A 16064-nucleotide genomic window follows, 5' to 3' on the forward strand; every position below is an offset into this window, starting at 1 on the left:
CTGCAGATATTCCCGCGTCCGGGACGTTGATGAGCATTTTGCCTGTTGCGTCAGGGAGAGACAGCCGGACGTAGGTGAACGCTCTGGGGCATCCACATCGTGGGGACGGTGTGGGCGGTCTTCACGCTCTGCGAGTCGATGAGGCAGGCGGTGGGCACGAGGTCGCGCCCTTCCTTCTCGAGCACCAGCCGGTGTAGACGGACGCCGAGCTTCTCGATGGTGCCGTCGCTGGTCCCGGCGCTGAAGTGCGAGAAGACGGTGGTGTGCGCAGGGAAGTCGTGCGGCAGGTAACGCCAGGCGATACCGGTGCGGTTGACGTAGAGGATCGCGTTGAGGACTTCCCGCAGGTCGGCGACCCTGCCACCGAGGTTGAGCGAGGTCTTCTGCCGATCCGCCCGCCAAGCCGTCAGTGTGGGTTCGATGAGGGCCCAGCGGGCGTCGGACAGGTCGGACGGGTAGGGCTTGCGGGGCGGCTGAGGCGTCATGACAGCACTGATACGGCCTGGAGTTGGGGCGCGTACATCGCTCGTCCGGGCGACTGATGCTGACCGACCCGGGCATTTTCGAACCGGACAGGAGCTATTGAGGCAGAACGGGACGACACGCGAGAGCGGCGATCATGCATCATCCGCACGCTTCCGGTGCCGTCCGAGCCGTCCCGCGACCTCTCGCCGCCCTTAGCTCGCAACCTCAGAGGTGATGGTGTAGTGGATCTTGATTATAGGTCAATCCCCTAAGGAACTTAGAATAATCAAGAGGCAGAAGAAGAGAAGAGCCGGGACGAAAAGGCACAGTGCAAGCTCTGCGAAGGAAGCAAGATTATCCTTCCAGGTGGGAAGCAAGTTCTCCCGAAGAACAGCTCCAGAAGCGAGGTCATCGGCAAGTCGCTGCACATCCTCGGGATGATAAGCGTCCGCTTTATGGCCATAAACGCTTCCCTGGACCACCACACGCCCCTTGTATCGGACGCTGTGTTTTGCTGCAACATTCTGCACCTGATCCGGGGGTATCTTCCAGATCACAGAAACGCGATGCTCGGTCAACCATGTATACGGGGGTGGATCTGTCACAGACGGACTCCTCGCCTTAGGGGGGTAACACAAGGGAGCCGTCCGACGCCACCCATTCCGATCCCGCCCGCTCCAAATTGCGCGCCAGATGTTCAAGTCAGCCATATGATGAGGGTAATGAGAATGGTTAAGCCTGCCACGATTGTTATCACCACCTCAATGAGCTGATCTTCTTTGCTCGGCGCAAGTAACTCCTCCCGAGACAGGGTTCCACGAGCTAGATCGCCAGCTATCCGCCGTATGTCGTCGGGGTGATAGAAGTCAGGGTGATAGGACTGCATCGTCCCAGCGAAATAGTTGTGGCCCTTAGTGCGCACGTTGTACTTACGGACAGCAAACTGAACCCGATCCGGTTGTATTTGCAGCATCCCTCCAACCTCTTCATCGGTCAACCAGGCAACTTCTGATTGTTCGTCTGCCACATCGTCCCCCGGTATAGCTGCAAGCTGGCCCCGTCCACATGATGGCCTAATGAGACAAGCAAGCTAACTCAGATGTGTAGGGGTATTGAGGTGCTTGAGGGCGCACGACCCCTGCTTTGCAATGCTTCTGTGAGTCCGTATAGATCCAGCTACAACAGCTAACAGAATGAGTTGATCTGTCTGAAGGTGACGAGGCTGCAGGCGAGGCGGAGGAAGGCTTCGCGGATGTCGACTCATCCTCAGCAAAATTTTGGAGTGGCCCACTTGGCCGAGTACTACTTCCCCTTCGACAGCGGCGCCGGCACCACCGTCACGAGCGAGCAGTGGTCGCAGATGACGTCCATGTGGCAAACGGCATCCGTGCGCCGCGCACCAGTGACCCCGCCGACCCGCTCGCCACCACGGCAACCGGCCAGGACATGACCGTCAACGTCGCCGCCGCCACGCCACGGTCCAAGGCTTTCACTACTACTCCGACGCCGAGCGCCACGTGGTGATCGCTGCCAACACCGGCACCCAACCGCGCGTCGACCGGATCACCATCCGCCTGACCCGCACCGGGCAGCGCATCTCCGTCGCCTACCTCCAGGGCACCCCGGCAGCGCAGCCCCAGCCCCCCGTGCTCAGCCAGGGGCAGGACGGCGTCTTCGACGTCCCCCTGTGCAGGGTGGCCGTGGCCCCGCAGGCCGGTGCCATCGCACCCCGGGACATCGTGGACGAGCGGGTGTATGCCCTGACGCAGAGCGTGTACGCCAATTCCGCCGCCCGCGCGGCGTCCCCGGAACGGCCGGTACCCGGCAAGCTCGCCTACCTCCAGGGCGAGGACCGCATGGAGATCTACACCAGCGGCACCTGGACCCCCTCTGTCCCCCGGACCCTGGCAGCCCCTGCCACTTCCCGGCGATGTCGCCGCCTGCGGCGGCAACCCCCGGTGGCGTCTGGTCAACGGCACGATCGAGCTGTCCGGCAGCGTGGAACGCAAGGACGGCCGCGACTTCAACGTGGCCGACTCCTGGCTCCTAGCGACGCTGCCGCCCGAAGCGCGACCGAAGTACATGCGGTCGGCCTCGGAGCTGGGCTGGATAGGTCAATTCTTGAGGCTGAGCGAGCGGCAGTTCCGCAAGCTCGTGGGGCTTGTCCGGCGTCGGGGCGGCGTGCCGTCCGGCGGCTGGCCGTGGGGTTTTCCCTTGGAGGACCGGGTGTCGCTGGTGACCGCGATCCTCCGTGACTGCCGGCTGCGGGGCAACGGCTTCCATCAGGCCGTACTCGGCATCGCCCGACTCCATAATCTCGCCCTCGCGGGATAGCCCGCCCGAGCACAGAAACCACTCCGGCCTGCCCGAATGACTCCTTACGGGACATAATTTAGGCTCAGTGGGAACCAGTCGGCGCAGGCGACAGCTGGAAACCTCACTCTGCGGGTGACAAAGCGAAGCCCCGACTGCGATCACTTCGTCGGGCACGCTTGACTCCGCTCGCAAGTCCGTGAGAGACGGCGCTCGCCGTGGACATACCGGAGAGTGTCATTGCGTCACGAACTCCTTAGTCCAGAAGTTCCGATAGATCAGCTTTCGGGAGATAGCCATCAGGTGTGAGATAGCTCGGATCTCGATCTCCGTCAGATCAGGGTGCCAGATGTCGAACAACAGCACCCCGCGCCCCTCGTTGCTGTCGTTCCACACCTCATGTTCAAAGGAGTCGTCGAAGACGAATGCCTTCCCCCGCTGCCATTCCCTCGTCTCGTTCCCTACCCGGATGCGGGGGCCCCTCGGAGTAACCAGACCCAGGTGGCACCGCAGGTGGGCGTTCGTGTAACCGGTATGTGCGGCGATGTGTGTGCCGGGGTCCAGCACGGAGAAGTATGTCATCCCGCAGCCCAGTGCACCGGGGATCGGTTCGAGCGTCCCGACGGTTGTCGGGCATGCCTTGAGGTTCCTGGGGTAAGCCTTGGCTGCGTAGTAGAGGTAGTGCGCCGACCATCGGCCCTCGTCAGCGAGTTCGGCTGGCTTGGAAAGCGTTCGCTTGCCGGCCAGGCCGCCGAGTCCCTCGAATTCCGCAGAGATATCCTCCGTGGCCGCCTCCAGATCTGTGATCCACGGGAAATGCTCGTTGTTCCACCAGGCAGTCTCGGAAAGGCCCGGGATGAAGATGTTCGGTTCCTGGCCCCTGGATGTGTGATCCTGTACCTCGTCCCGAAGTGCAATGTCCAGGCCGTCCAGCACTCGTCCTAGAGTGGATCGGTTGACTGCCTGCTCCTCGATCCACCGGTCCAGGTAGTAGGGGATCTCGGCAAGCCACGATTGCATGAACGCCTCCAGGCGCTGTTGGTCAGCAGATAGTTCACATGACTGACCGCGGTGATCAACCGGCAGCGAGGATTGCCTCGAATTTCTCTCGCGCGTTCACCAGCGCTGCCGCCCGCTTCTGGCTCTTCGAGACAAAGCCGGTGAGTGTACGGCGCAGTGTGTCCCCGGCGGTTTGGTCGACACGTCCGATGGTGTGGATGGTTTCCGACTTCACCAGGACCAGCCGGTTCGGTTTCGGCACGACGGCCACTGGGCTCGTCGTGCTCTGCTCGATCAGTGCTTCCATCCGTAGCACCAGGTCGCTCTCAGTGACCTCGACTTTGGACTCCTGCAAGTCCTCGTCGATGAGCTTGAGTTCACCGCCCCAGGACGGCCGCCACCGGTCGTGGAGGAAGAGGATGAACTCACCTTGTCGGCCCTGGCCTGCGTCGTTGTGCCAACCGAGGCGGCTACCTGCTGGGTACTTCCAGAACGCGAAGGCGATCCTGTCCCAGTCAGCTCCCACCTGGCCGAAGAAGTCGCTGTACGCGCGCACCGCATCGGCTAGTTCTTCGTACAACTTCGGCCGCCCGTCTTTACTGAAGGCTTCGAGGCCATCCCTGAACTGCACCCCCTTCGAGCGGAAGGCAGGGCCGTCCTCGATCGAAATGACGCTCTCCTGCCGGGTGAATGTCGCGTGCTCCATTAGCTCTTGGGCGGCACAGAAGTCGCGCTCGCTAAGAAAGTCGTCAATGACGATGAAGCGTTTTCCGCGTTGTGTTTCCTTCATGTCCTCCCCCTCGGGGTCAATGGGCAGACTGATGCGTCTCGACCTGTGCGGTCCGGGCAGCGAGGACCGCCTCTCCCCATCCCGCGACACAGCGGTATTCGGGGCTCACCAGCACGTGATCAGGAATCTCCGCGCCTACCTCGTTCTCCAGCCGCGTAGCGAGTGCGATCCAGTCGAGTGAGTTCAGGCCGAACAGCGAGAGGTCGCGATTACGAAGCTCAGTGTCCTCGATTAGATTCTCCGCCTTAGGGGCGTCGATCCCCCGTTCGGTCAGCGCCCGTACGACATGGCGGGCGACCAGCAGCTCACTCGCGCGGCGCTGTGCGGAATTTTGCATCCCTGCTCATCCTCCTGACTGTCTCGATCAACGCGTCTCGGTCATGCTTGCCCACTGTGGTTCGGGGCAGTTTGCGGCATACAACCACGCGTGGGAGGGGTGTTCCCGCCGGGCATCCGGCCAGGGCCACGAGCAGGTCCTGCTTGGCGGCGTCCCCCTCGACCACTGCGTAGAAGTCCTCGGTCTCGGGGCTGTCGTTCCGTGGAAGGATGAGTGGGAAGACATCTGTCACTCCCAGTACGGAGCGTAGGGCCTTCTCCGTGATGTCTGTTCTGATGAATTTCCCGTTCAGGCGGAGCGGGCCACGTACTCTCTCTTCGAAGTACACGGAGCCGTCGGTGTCGTGTCGGACGACGTCGCCCGTGCGCCATTCCTGCGTGGGCCCCTGGTTGTCGCCGAGGTATCCCTCCATTGGCGCGGCCAGCCGCAGGATCAGTTCCCCCCGTTCTCCGGGTGGCGGCTTGACGATGTCAACCCCTGGCACCGGCCTGCCCATGCCTCGGTCGCCGAAGAAGGTGCCCCCGGTCTCCGTCGAGCCGTATCCGCGAAGCAGCGGTAGTCCGAAGCGCTTCTGGAATGCTTCGTTGAGCTCGTCGGGAACCTGGCCGGCTCCCGCCATCGCGGCGCGCGGCGTCGATGTGCCTTGGCGACGAGTCTCGACCAGCAGTCTGGCCAGGGGCGGCGTGAGAGCGAGTACTGAGACGGCGCCAGAGTCGGTCTTGCGGGCCAGCGTGCTCGCCCGGACGAAGGGCGTCACGTCGAGGTCGCATCCGCTTAGCAGCGCGCTGATGGCGACACCCCAGCCAAAGGAGTGCACAAGCGGGACAGGGACCGCGACACGGTCACCGGGGACTAGCCCCAGCCCCGCACGGTAGCCCTCGGCGTCGTACAGCACGCTGGCAACTCCGCGCCGGGCGACCTTCGGGCGGTCGGTGCTGCCCGAACTCAGATGGAGCACCGCAGTGGTGTCGAGGGCTTCAGCCCATCGGCCCGGCGCGGCGGGGGCGACGGACAAGTCCGCGGTGATCCGGCATGCGCCGCGTACGAACTGAGCGGGAGCCCCATCGAAGCTCGGATCCGTCTCCGGAACTGGCATCGGCACCGCGTCCAGCCGCCACACAGCCATGGCGGCCACCAGCAGGTTGCGGCCCTGCAGGCCGCTCAGCACAACCAGCTCGCCGGGCTGTACCTCGGCCCGGCTCAAGCGGTCGCACAGGGAGTTGAAGAGGGAGCCAGCGGCGTCGATACGTTCACTGTCGACGTTCCCGCCTTGCGCCAGAATGCGCGTCACCATTTCCTGGCGGCCGCTACTCACTGCACCACTTCCGGCTGCTTGGCTGCTGACTCAGGGGCGTTCGCCGACATAACCCTGTCGATGGTGAGGATGGGCAGGACCGTCGCCACGCCGCCGGCCACGCCGATCCACAGTGTCGGTACCACACCAATGCCTGAGCCGAGCCAGCCTGCCACCAGCGCCGCAAGCGGCATGCTGCCCCAGATGACGAAGCGAATGGATGCGTTCATCCTGCCGAGGAGGTTCTTGGGGCAGAGGGTCTGGCGGAGGCTTACCTGGGTCACGTTGAAGAGCAGTGCCCCGACGGTTAGCCCGAACTCGCCAACCAGCAGGATCGCCCCTGCCAGGATCGTGCTGTGTGGTGCGGCGACAGCCGCTAGAGGGCTGGACACGGTGAAGAACGCCGCTGTGAGCAGGCCGCAGGCCATCACGGTTCCTACGCTGAGACGCTGCCGGGCCTTGGGGGCGAGCAACGCCCCCACCACGCCGCCGGCGGCGCCGCAGGTCATGATGAGCCCGAGCATGAACGAATCGAATCCGATGGTGCGCAATACAAGGATCGGAACCAGGGTGGCGACCATGGTGGCGAAGAAGTTGGACACGCCCATGGACATTGCCAGACGCCGGATGACTGGCTGGGTACGGACGAAGCGCACGCCTTCCGCGATGTCTGTGAGCAGGCGGCCCTTGCCCCGAGGAGAAAGCGCCGATCTCTGCTCCCCATCCTTAGTCATGGTGAGGCACAGGAAGCTGGCGAGGTATGCGAAGGCATCAACGAGCATCACAACCGGTGCGCTGACGACCCGCATGAGGAGTCCGGCCAGCGCCGGTCCGCCGAGGGTGGACACCTGGGCGGTGGCTTCGAGGCGGGCGTTGGCGGTAGCGATGTCGTCCTCGGGTACCAGGACGGGGACGTAGGACTGGTAGGCGACGTCGAAGAAGACGGTCACCACGCCGACGACGACGGCGACGGCGTAGAGAACCTCCATCCGCAGGTCCCCTGTGAGCCAGAGGAGCGGAATCGAGAGTACGGCCAGGCAGCGGATAAGAGCCGCCCACATCATCGTCTTGCGCTTGAGTATTCGGTCCACCCACACACCCGCGGGGAGGCCGATGAGGAGATAGCAGACGGTGGACGCGGCGCTGAGGGCGCCTACCTCTTTGGTGTTCGCATGGAGGAGCTGGACGGCCGTGACGGATAGGCCGAGCGTGCCAATGCGAGTGCCGAACTGGGAGAGCGTCTGTCCGAACCAGAAGCGTCTGAAGTTCGTGGATGCCACAGAGCTGGCGCTCACGACGTGCACCTCAGGCAGCTGCCCGCACCGACCGGAGTGTTGGTGGCCGCCTCCAAGTCAAGGAATACTGATCCCCGGGTCTGCAGGCCAGATGCCCGGACAAGATCCTCGACGTATTGCTTGTTGACCACGAAGCGGTCCTTTCCGTAGATCAGGTAACGTTGCCGGTCGGTTTCGCCGGTGAAGTTCACCGTCATGACATTGGCGCCGGCGGCCAGCCCTCGGGACTGTCCACCCGAGGACGTCTTCTCCAGGGCGCTCACCGACGGTATGAGCAACTCGGGTCGGTGCAGCCGGAGGGCGGCGAGTGCATTGAGTGCGAGCTCGTTGGATCCGGCTGGCGCGATCTGCAAGGGGGTATTGGGGGCGGGCACGAAGGGGCTCACACTGCACATGTGGACCCCCAATGTCCCCGCCAACTCGATGTCATCGACGATGCTGTCGAGGGTCTGGCCGGGCAGGCTCGATATCAGGCCAGTACCCACCCGGTAGCCGAGGTCCAGCAAGTCCCTGACACACTGCAAGCGATCGTCTAACGACTCGTGACGCATCGTTTCGTGCAGGCGCGGGTCGCTCGTCTCGTGCTTGAGGATGTAGCTTGTCGCGCCGAGGTTGCGGAGGTGCTCGTACTGTCCTCTGCGCATGTTCCCGAGGTTGAGCAGGATCTCAACACGACCATCGAACAGCTCTCGGATCCGGGGGATGACGTCCTCGATCGCGGCGAGATTGCGTGGTGTCTCGCCGCCTTGGAGGAGGATGATGTCGATTCCGGCTTTCTGTATCGCGCCTGCTCGCTCCAGGATGTCGTTGCTGCTCATGAAGTACCGGTCGTTGTCCCGTGTGTTGTCGCGGCGCATCGGGCAGTAATCACAGTTCACGCGGCACACGTTGGTTACTTCGATGACGCCGCGCAGGATCACGGTCGGCCCGAAGTGTTCCTCCCTGAGCTGCCGGGCCTTAGCGAAGAGCTCTTCCTGGGCCGGGCCTGTAGCCGTGAGATACGTCCGTATTTCAGATCGAGTGAGCATGGCCACCCTTCGCTTCGCTGCTTTGTTGGGTCGACTCGTTGCCTGAGGGCTGTGGGACAGCAACGTGTACTACTTGTTCGGCGACGAGCTCCGGGTCCGCTGTCTCCCGGAAGGAGCGGACTACGGTCGCCAGGTCCGGTGCGAAGCGCACGAGCGAGACGGTGCCATTGACCACTACCGTGAGGGTGTCACCGGGAGTGAGTCGCTCTCCGCGTAGGTAGAGCGTTACCTGGCGAGCCCCCCTGACCTCGAGGTCGATCCAGTCCGCGGCGGCCCGGTGCGCACGGACCGCGGCAGCTTGTCGCGGTGTGATGCCGCTGAGGCGTACCCAGTGGGCGCGGCCGTGGGCGTCTTCCTCGGCTCGGTGACGGATCTCGGCTGGCTGACCCGTACGGCTCGTGCGGCCAAGCCAGTGTTCGAGCTGCCGGAACAGTGGCCTGCCTTCTGCCAGCCCCAGTGTCTCCAGGCCATGGGAGCCGTGCGGGACCTCCACATGCTCCACATCCTGGTGACCGAGATCGCGCAGTGTGCGGACAGACTCACGGTCGAATTGCGCCGGAATCTGCTCGTCCTTTTGCCCGTGCACAACGAAGAGAGGAAGTGGAAGGGCGTTGGGCAGTAAGGCCCTGGTCCGCGCGTCGGTTCCGAACGACTCCCATGCAGAGAGGGCTCCGTTGATCGGGACGGCTGCGGCAAACGAGGACCAGAACCGCATTCCCAGATTCCAGGTCGCCAGGCCGCCCATGGAGACTCCGGCGAGGACGCAGCGGTTTGGGTCAGCATCGAGTTCGGTCCGGGCCCAGCGGAGGGCAGCGAGTGGGAAGTCCTGTCCGGCCAGGTCCCAGCGCGGCATGTTGAATCGGCTGCCGAAGATTCCGGCGAGGTCGAGGTTGTTCGACTTCCGTGCTGGGAGCTGCGCTGTGGGGCAGAGGACGGCCATCGACAGCCTGTCCCCGAGTGCTGTGAAGTACGGCAGCACTTGTTCCCCGCTGCCGCCGGCGCCGTGCAAGACGATCAGGGCGCCGAGCCGTCGGCCGGGTGAGTACGGGGGTACATGCACCGCCATGTCTGTGCGCCGACCGTGCTCGTCGTATAGCTCCGTCGTTCCTGACCAGGCGTGCCACTCACCCTCGGCAGGACGGTCGAGCAGATCCCGCAGTTGCGCCGCACCGATGTCGTGGCGACGCAGTTCGGCGAGTGCCGTGTCCGGGTCGGCACGCAGGCACAGCGTGCGTGCTTCAAGCGGCATCATTGGCGTTCTGCCTTCCATCGCGGATCGTGCCGACGCGGCCGGTACCGAAGTCGAGGCGTCCCAGTCGGACAGGCGTCCGGCTGAGGCGCCGTGCCTTGACCTTGGCTAGGGACAGGGCAGCCGGGATGTCCGCCGCTGGAAGCGGAAGCTCTAGGAAACGCGCGCCTTTCGCCTTAGCCAGAGGCCCTGCAGCTGAGGTCACGATGTGAAGGTCGGCGACGGAGCGCGGGGGGAAGCCGCTCAGCACCAACCGGTAGCGGTCAAGAACCCAGCGCACCACCATGGGGGAGCCGCCGCTCAGCAAGTCGTCCACCAGTGGAGCCGATCGCTCTGGATCCGGCAGATCCAGCGCCAGCGTGCCGTGGCCAGCGCTGGGAGCGGCTACAGGAGGCCCATCGTCTGGTAGGGGTACCTCGAACCGGTGGACCAGCGGCCCGGTCATCTGCAACCGCAGCATGCGGGCCAACCCGGCCTCCGGCTTGTGCGGCTCTACCCACGCCACCAAGCCGGCGTACCCACGGCGTCGCGCAGTGTCGCGCAGCGCGAATGCGAGCTCTAATGCGGCACCGCTGCCGCGCGCGGGCACATCGACGAAGACGCCCTTGAGAAGGAGGTAATCCCCCCACCTCATGCTGCGGTGTACGGCGCACAAGCCGTCGGTGGGCGTGTCGAGCCCCACCCAGAAGTAGTAGTCCTCGGCAGCCAGCTCCCGGGCCAGTGTCACGGCGCCGAGTCCTTCGAGATCGACGATCCGGAGGATCTCGTCGGCATCCGCCGACGTCAGTCGGCGTACTCGGCCGGATTTCATGAGCATTCACCTACAGTCGAACGGATCACACGAGCGGAAGCTGCCGGCTCAGCGCGAGATAAGGGAATTCCGTGGGCGCTGCCTCCTGCAGCTCTGCAGGGAGTGGGACTTTGGTCATCCGCTTGCTGGCGCTGCGGGCGGCCATGAAGTTGATCAGCACCTTGGTCGGCATGAAACGGCTATCGAGATCCTGAATGATCCACGAAAAGAGATCCGAGTGAAACGGGTAGAACGTCGGTCCGACCAGGTCGTCGTCGGGCATGTTGAGCTGTCGGGCCATACCGGTCTGCGGTAGGACTCGGTAGCCCACGTGCATCACCAGCTCGCCGTCTTCCAGCTTGGAATTGATGTACTGGGTGCTGTTGCGCACGCTCTCGCGGTCTTCCCCTGGGGCTCCAAAGACGATGTTCACCCGGGCAGGAATCCCATGCCGCCTACACCGTTCGAGGCACCGGTCAACATGGCGAGTGTCGAAGGTCTTCCCGAGAAGCTTCATCACGCGGTCGTCGAGGCTGTCGGGGGAGATGACAACGAATTCAACATTACTTCGGGAAAGAAGTTCGGCAAATTCGTCATCGAACGGCTTAGGTGTAAAGTAGGCGGACCATGTCAGGCCGGGTAGATTAAGCTCCGTGATGAGTTGGACGACTTCCTTGGCGTACCGGAGCTCACTATTAAATATTCCGTCAGTGAAGAACACTCGGCGGATTCCGGACGCATGGATGGAGCGGAGCTCGGAAGCAATAAGGTCCAGCGGCTTCAGCTCGCCACTGTTGTCGCCGCTGATGTAGGCGTACGGGCAGTAGACGCACCCTTGATAACAGGTCTTCCGGCGCGTCTCCACGCCGATCATCGCCCCTTCGAACCTGGTATATGTCTCCATTAACGACTTTGGGTGCTGGAGTACGTTCGTTACGAATCCATCGTACCGGCGGCCCGTGATGTTCTTACCAGTCCCACGGTACCGATCCAAGTCGGCGAGGATGTCGAGCATGGCCTGCTCGCCGGGCCCGACGACGCCTACGTCGAACCTGAGCCGGGCCAGCAACTGATCGGCGAATAAACTGTATCCAGGTCCCCCACCAACCAGAAGAGGGGACCGGTCGGCATCGTCAAGGGCCTGTCGCACTCGATTGAGGAAGTTCTCGTAGTGCTGGACGTGGCCATCGCAGGAGAGGTCGATGGGGTCAATATTGCGGATAGTGAACCCGATGGCATCCCAGGGTTCAGTGACCCAGGACAGATCGTCCACGGCGCTGGGATCCTCGGCAAAGTCAATCAGGCGTGTGTGGTGGCCGGAGTGGTTGAGGGCGTCTTGAACACACCGCAGGCCGATTGGGAAAATGGGCTCATTACCCGGCATGGGCAGACTGGCCATATTAACCAGCGCGACGCGGGCCACTATTGGTCCTCCCGAAAGGATCTACACTGCGGCAGACGATGAAGAATTGGACAACGGGGGCAGACCGCAACAGCTGACCTGCCCCCGTCCATTGACGGTTGTCCCACGCGTTGCACCGGGAACTGTGCAATAGGGCAACGACTTCGGGACCCTTGGCGAGGATCAGCCGCAGGAGGGATTCGTCATCATGTGCAGGAAGTCGGAGTCGACCAGGTCGAAGAGCGCCTCGCAGAGTTTGTCGAAACGCTCCGGGTCGGTCGCCATGAGAACCTCGACAGCCTCCTTCTCCATCAACATTCCTGTTGCGCCGAGAGCTTCACGAGGATTGTTGGCCAGGTGCGTGGCGAAGCTCTCGTCGTAGCTGAGGCGCCCGATCATTGCCTCCATGGTGAGGGCCACCTTGTTGGCGTTATCGATCTGCTCGGCCGAATACTCGGCAACTTGCTGAGACACCTATTCCTCCTCTTTTTCCCTGTTGGGGATGGGCGGGAATTGCAGAGAGTGAGTTCGAGCGTGAGCCGGTTTTGTGCAGTGGAGACCGAGCTGAACCGCTGATGTTCGGCCCCCGGCGATCGAGGCCCAGCCCGCGATCAGCAGTGATTAAAGCGGATCAGGTTACCTGAGTGATCCGATACTCGAACTAATGGCCGAAATGGTCCTGTCGTGAAGCTGTGGTCCGGGAGGGCGGAGTGCCCGCCTCCCCTTCGTAGCGCGGCTCCAGTTGCCGCAGTGAAGGGAATCGTGCAGCAAGTCGCCATGCTGGGCAGCTGGTTGCAACCCGCACTCCCCCTCGGGGACATCTAGGGCAACTCTTGGCTTGAACCGATCGCTCCTCCCAACCCAGTTGGCTCCGGGCGGGTGCGATTCAGTGAGCTCTTTCAGTGTTGCCGCTCCAGGGTGAGGACGGTCGCGGCGATTGCCGACATTCGATTCGGGCTGCACCGGGCTTTGCGGAAGATTCGCCAGGACTTCAGGCGGGCCATGCCCCGTTCGACTGGTGCCCGTGCTGTGGAGAGCGTGCGGTTGACGGTCTGCTGGGTCGGTGACAGGTCGCCGCCCGGCGGGCGTCTGACGGGTGTCGTCACCCATGGGACCGACACCCAGGTAGGCGCGGTCGACGAGTACCGGGATGCCCTGGCGTTCGTAGATCCGGATGATCCGGTGGGTGCGGGCGGCGGTCAGGTCGTGGGCGCGGCCGGGCAGTGCGGGCGAGATCCACAGCAGCTGCCCCGCCGGGTTGGTCACCACCTGCACGTTCACCCCGTGCCGATGGTGCTTGTGGGAGTAGTCGGCCTGGCTGTCGCCGACCCGGTCGCACTCTGCTAGGTGCCGGCGAGCAGGACGTGGTCGGGGTCGGCTTCGCGCAGGGCACGCAGCAGCCCGGGCGCGCGGTCGGTGAGCAGCCCGACGACTGCTGTGGTGTAGGTGTGGGCAGTGCCGACTGCGATGCCGAAACGACGATCACCTGCCCTGCGCCTCAGCTGTTTCAGTCCGCAGGTCAAATCACGTCCGCACTGAAATGCTAAGGGCTGTCCCGTAATCCCCGGTGGATCAGCGCGCGGCGTCAGATGCGGTGCATCGCAAGGCGGAGGGTCATCCTCATACTGGGCATGTTCGGGCGATCCGACAACGCGGCGAGGTGCCGTAGCTGTCGTCGCGCGCCCTCCGGCGATGTCCCCTCCCCGCGCGACCGCCGTCGCTCCGGTCCCCTCCGCCGCCCGGCCCCGCTCGCCGCGCCGGTTCGTGACCGCCGCCCTACGCTCGGGGCATGCAACGCCGCTTGATGCACATGTCTGCCGAGGCCCAGGACGCTCTGCGCACCGCGCTGGAGGAACTCCGCGCGGAGCTGAAGGTCCCCCTGAGCTTCCCCAAGCGCGTACTCAAAGCGGCCGACAAGGCCGCGGGTGAGGCGCGCTTGCCCGACAAGGACGCCACCCACCTGCCGTTCTTCACGATCGATCCGCCGACCTCGAAGGACCTCGACCAGGCCATGCACCTGGAACGGCGGCCCGGTGGCGGCTACCGCGTGTACTACGCCATCGCGGACGTGGCGACCTTCGTCAGGGCGGGCAGCCCTCTGGACATCGAGGCGCACGACAGGATCGAAACGCTGTACTTCCCCGACCTCAAGGTGCCCCTGCACCCGCCCGTCCTCTCCGAGGGCGCGGCCAGCCTGCTGCCGAACAAGGACCGCCCCGCCCTGTTGTGGCAGCACGACCTCGACGCCCACGGCAATCTGACCGACTCGTCCGTGAGCCGGGCCATGATCCGAAGTCGGGCCCAGCTCGACTACGCCGGCGCCCAGCAGGCCATCGAGAACGGCACGGCGGAGGAGCCCCTCGCCCTGCTGCGCGAGATCGGCGAGCTGCGGGAGGCTGTCGAAATCGCGCGCGGCGGCATCTCGGTGAGTCTGCCGGACCAGGAGGTCACCCTCGAGGATGGATCGTTCAGGCTGCGCTACGTGGCGACGCTGCCGGTCGAGGGCTGGAACGAGCAGATCTCCCTCATGACCGGGATGTCCGCGGCCCAGATCATGCTCGACACGGGTACCGGCATCCTGCGGACCCAGAAGGAGCAGGCCGATCAGAACGTGATCAAGCGCCTGCACGACATCGCGAAGGCCCTGGGCATCGTCTGGCGGCCCGGCATCTCGTACGCCACGCTGGTCCGCAAGCTCGATTCCCAGAACCAGCAGCACATGGCCTTCCTCACCGAGGCCACGAGCACGATGCTCAAGGCGGAGTACACCGTCTTCCGCGACAACCAGAAGCCGGCGTACACGATGCACGCAGCGATCGCGGCCCCGTACACCCATTGCACGGCTCCGCTGCGGCGCCTGGTCGACCGGTACACCGGTGAGCTGTGCGTGATGGCGTGCGCGGACAAGGCCCCGCCGAACTGGGTGCTCGACGCACTGTCCTGCATCCCGTGCGACACGGCACGGGGGAAGGGCGGCCTGGCGGACCGGCAGACCGTGGACCTGGCCGAGGCCGCGGTGCTCAAGGACCGCGTGGGCGAGGTGTTCGACGCCACGGTCATCGACACCGACGCGGAGCGGGGCAGGCCGCGCGAGGGCAAAGTGTTCCTGGCCGACCCCGCCGTGCTGGCCAAGGTCGTCTCGACCAACGGCCTGGATCTCCAGCTCGGATCCAGCATCAGGGCCAGGCTCAAGCAGGCGAACCCCGCCGCGGACGAGGACAAGGTCCTCTTCACTGTGCCCTAAGGGGTGTCCCGTAAAGATCTTGGAGCCGCCTCGGGCATAGCGGGCCATCGTGCCACCTGCGACCTATCCGGCGAGGGCGAAGTTGTGCATCCGGGCGATGCCGAGCATGGCGTGGTGGACGCCGTCGCCTTTGAGGCGGCAGTCGCGGAGGATCTTCCAGGTCTTCATGCGGGCGAAGACGTGCTCGACACGGGCTCGGACCTGTTTGTGGGTCCTGTTGTGGTCTTCTTTCCAAGCTGGGAGCTCGGTCTGGCCGCGGTCGCGACGGTGCGGGATGACGAGTCCGGTTCCCGGTAGCCGCCGTCGGCGATCGTGAGAGTCTTGCCGACGGCAGCCTTGGCACCGGACTCCTCCCATGCCTTGCAGTCGTTGCGGTTCCCGGCGAGCGGTCGGCCGACCACGACGACCAGGCGGGTGTCTGCGTCGATGACGACCTGATGGTTGGTGGAATACCGGTAGTTCTTCGATCGCTCGGCGATGGTGTGGTCGCGGGTGGGGACCAGGGTGCCGTCCACGATGAGAACGGTGTCCTTGGCGAACCGCTTGCGGGGCCGGAGCGCGAGCAGGGGGCCGAGGTGGTTGACGACTCGGCCAGCCGTGGACTTCGAGACGCCAAACAGCGGAGCGAGCTGCCTCAACGTCCGATTGGTACGCCAATAGGCCGTGACCAGCAACACCCGGTCCTCCAGCGGCAGGCTCCACGGCCGGCCTCGGTGGACCAGATCTGTTTCATCACGCCGCAGCGTGGTCAGCAGCTTGCCGAAGCAGCGCGGGCTCAGCCCCGCGAACGGGGTTATCCAGGACGGCTCCGATGCCGTGATCACACTGGCCACAGCATGATCATCACCCAGGACGACC

General features: G+C 64.3%; 13 protein-coding genes and 4 pseudogenes. 2 read left to right on the forward strand and 15 right to left on the reverse strand.

All coding sequences use genetic code 11. The annotated features are described in order from the left end of the window. Nucleotides 1-98 precede the first annotated feature (98 nt). The 3 genes and pseudogenes from AB0G59_RS04830 to AB0G59_RS04840 all read right to left on the reverse strand — a co-directional run. Nucleotides 99-485, reverse strand: a pseudogene (locus tag AB0G59_RS04830) (transposase); the annotation flags it as partial. Between the two features lie 240 nt (nt 486-725). Beyond that, a complete protein-coding gene (locus tag AB0G59_RS04835) occupies nt 726-1070 on the reverse strand; it encodes a hypothetical protein (RefSeq protein WP_360908065.1) in 345 nt (114 codons plus the stop codon). Nucleotides 1071-1162: 92 nt separating this feature from the next. Beyond that, on the reverse strand, nt 1163-1492 hold the full coding sequence (locus AB0G59_RS04840) for a hypothetical protein (RefSeq protein WP_360908067.1): 330 nt from the start codon (nt 1490-1492) through the stop codon (nt 1163-1165). A 1217-nt stretch (nt 1493-2709) separates the two neighbouring features. Here AB0G59_RS04840 and AB0G59_RS04845 point away from each other — a divergent pair. Next, a pseudogene (locus AB0G59_RS04845) lies at nt 2710-2799 on the forward strand (IS5/IS1182 family transposase); the annotation flags it as partial. A gap of 216 nt (nt 2800-3015) precedes the next feature. On the opposite strand, the gene AB0G59_RS04850 reads toward AB0G59_RS04845, so the two are convergent. The 11 genes and pseudogenes from AB0G59_RS04850 to AB0G59_RS04900 all read right to left on the reverse strand — a co-directional run. Further along, entirely contained in the window at nt 3016-3798 is a 783-nt protein-coding gene (locus AB0G59_RS04850) for an aspartyl/asparaginyl beta-hydroxylase domain-containing protein (protein ID WP_360908069.1), read from the reverse strand. A gap of 55 nt (nt 3799-3853) precedes the next feature. Next, a complete protein-coding gene (locus tag AB0G59_RS04855; RefSeq protein ID WP_360908071.1) occupies nt 3854-4567 on the reverse strand; it encodes a 2OG-Fe(II) oxygenase in 714 nt (237 codons plus the stop codon). Between the two features lie 16 nt (nt 4568-4583). Further along, entirely contained in the window at nt 4584-4904 is a 321-nt protein-coding gene (locus tag AB0G59_RS04860; RefSeq protein WP_360908073.1) for an acyl carrier protein, read from the reverse strand. After that, nucleotides 4873-6219 (reverse strand): AMP-binding protein, encoded by a 1347-nt coding sequence (locus tag AB0G59_RS04865; protein ID WP_360908076.1) that lies wholly within the window; start codon nt 6217-6219, stop codon nt 4873-4875. The genes AB0G59_RS04860 and AB0G59_RS04865 overlap by 32 nt, the downstream gene beginning before the upstream one ends. Beyond that, nucleotides 6216-7493 (reverse strand): MFS transporter, encoded by a 1278-nt coding sequence (locus AB0G59_RS04870; protein WP_360908078.1) that lies wholly within the window; start codon nt 7491-7493, stop codon nt 6216-6218. The genes AB0G59_RS04865 and AB0G59_RS04870 overlap by 4 nt, the downstream gene beginning before the upstream one ends. Next, on the reverse strand, nt 7490-8521 hold the full coding sequence (locus AB0G59_RS04875) for a radical SAM protein (RefSeq protein ID WP_360908622.1): 1032 nt from the start codon (nt 8519-8521) through the stop codon (nt 7490-7492). The genes AB0G59_RS04870 and AB0G59_RS04875 overlap by 4 nt, the downstream gene beginning before the upstream one ends. Then, the gene (locus AB0G59_RS04880; protein WP_360908081.1) at nt 8505-9791 is read right to left on the reverse strand and encodes a hypothetical protein; all 1287 of its coding nucleotides are present in this window, start codon (nt 9789-9791) and stop codon (nt 8505-8507) included. Before AB0G59_RS04880 ends, AB0G59_RS04875 begins: the two co-directional genes overlap by 17 nt. After that, complete coding sequence (locus AB0G59_RS04885) at nt 9760-10587, reverse strand: hypothetical protein (RefSeq protein WP_360908083.1); 828 nt, start codon at nt 10585-10587, stop codon at nt 9760-9762. The genes AB0G59_RS04880 and AB0G59_RS04885 overlap by 32 nt, the downstream gene beginning before the upstream one ends. Nucleotides 10588-10606: 19 nt before the next feature. Continuing rightward, nucleotides 10607-11983 carry a radical SAM protein gene (locus AB0G59_RS04890; RefSeq protein WP_360908085.1) on the reverse strand — a complete coding sequence of 459 codons (1377 nt, stop codon included), beginning with the start codon at nt 11981-11983 and terminating at the stop codon, nt 10607-10609. 162 nt (nt 11984-12145) lie between these two features. Then, nucleotides 12146-12436: a hypothetical protein gene (locus AB0G59_RS04895; protein WP_360908087.1), complete on the reverse strand. Its 291-nt coding sequence runs from the start codon at nt 12434-12436 to the stop codon at nt 12146-12148. A 425-nt stretch (nt 12437-12861) separates the two neighbouring features. After that, nucleotides 12862-13437 (reverse strand): annotated as a pseudogene (locus AB0G59_RS04900) (transposase family protein); the annotation flags it as partial. A gap of 314 nt (nt 13438-13751) precedes the next feature. On the opposite strand from AB0G59_RS04900, the gene AB0G59_RS04905 reads away from it, so the two are divergent. Then, complete coding sequence (locus tag AB0G59_RS04905; RefSeq protein ID WP_360908089.1) at nt 13752-15206, forward strand: RNB domain-containing ribonuclease; 1455 nt, start codon at nt 13752-13754, stop codon at nt 15204-15206. Nucleotides 15207-15269: 63 nt separating this feature from the next. On the opposite strand, the pseudogene AB0G59_RS04910 reads toward AB0G59_RS04905, so the two are convergent. Next, nucleotides 15270-16039: pseudogene (locus AB0G59_RS04910) on the reverse strand (transposase). Between the last annotated feature and the right edge of the window lie 25 nt (nt 16040-16064).

The sequence above is a fragment of the Streptomyces sp. NPDC021096 genome, from assembly GCF_040641275.1.
Classification (GTDB): domain Bacteria; phylum Actinomycetota; class Actinomycetes; order Streptomycetales; family Streptomycetaceae; genus Streptomyces.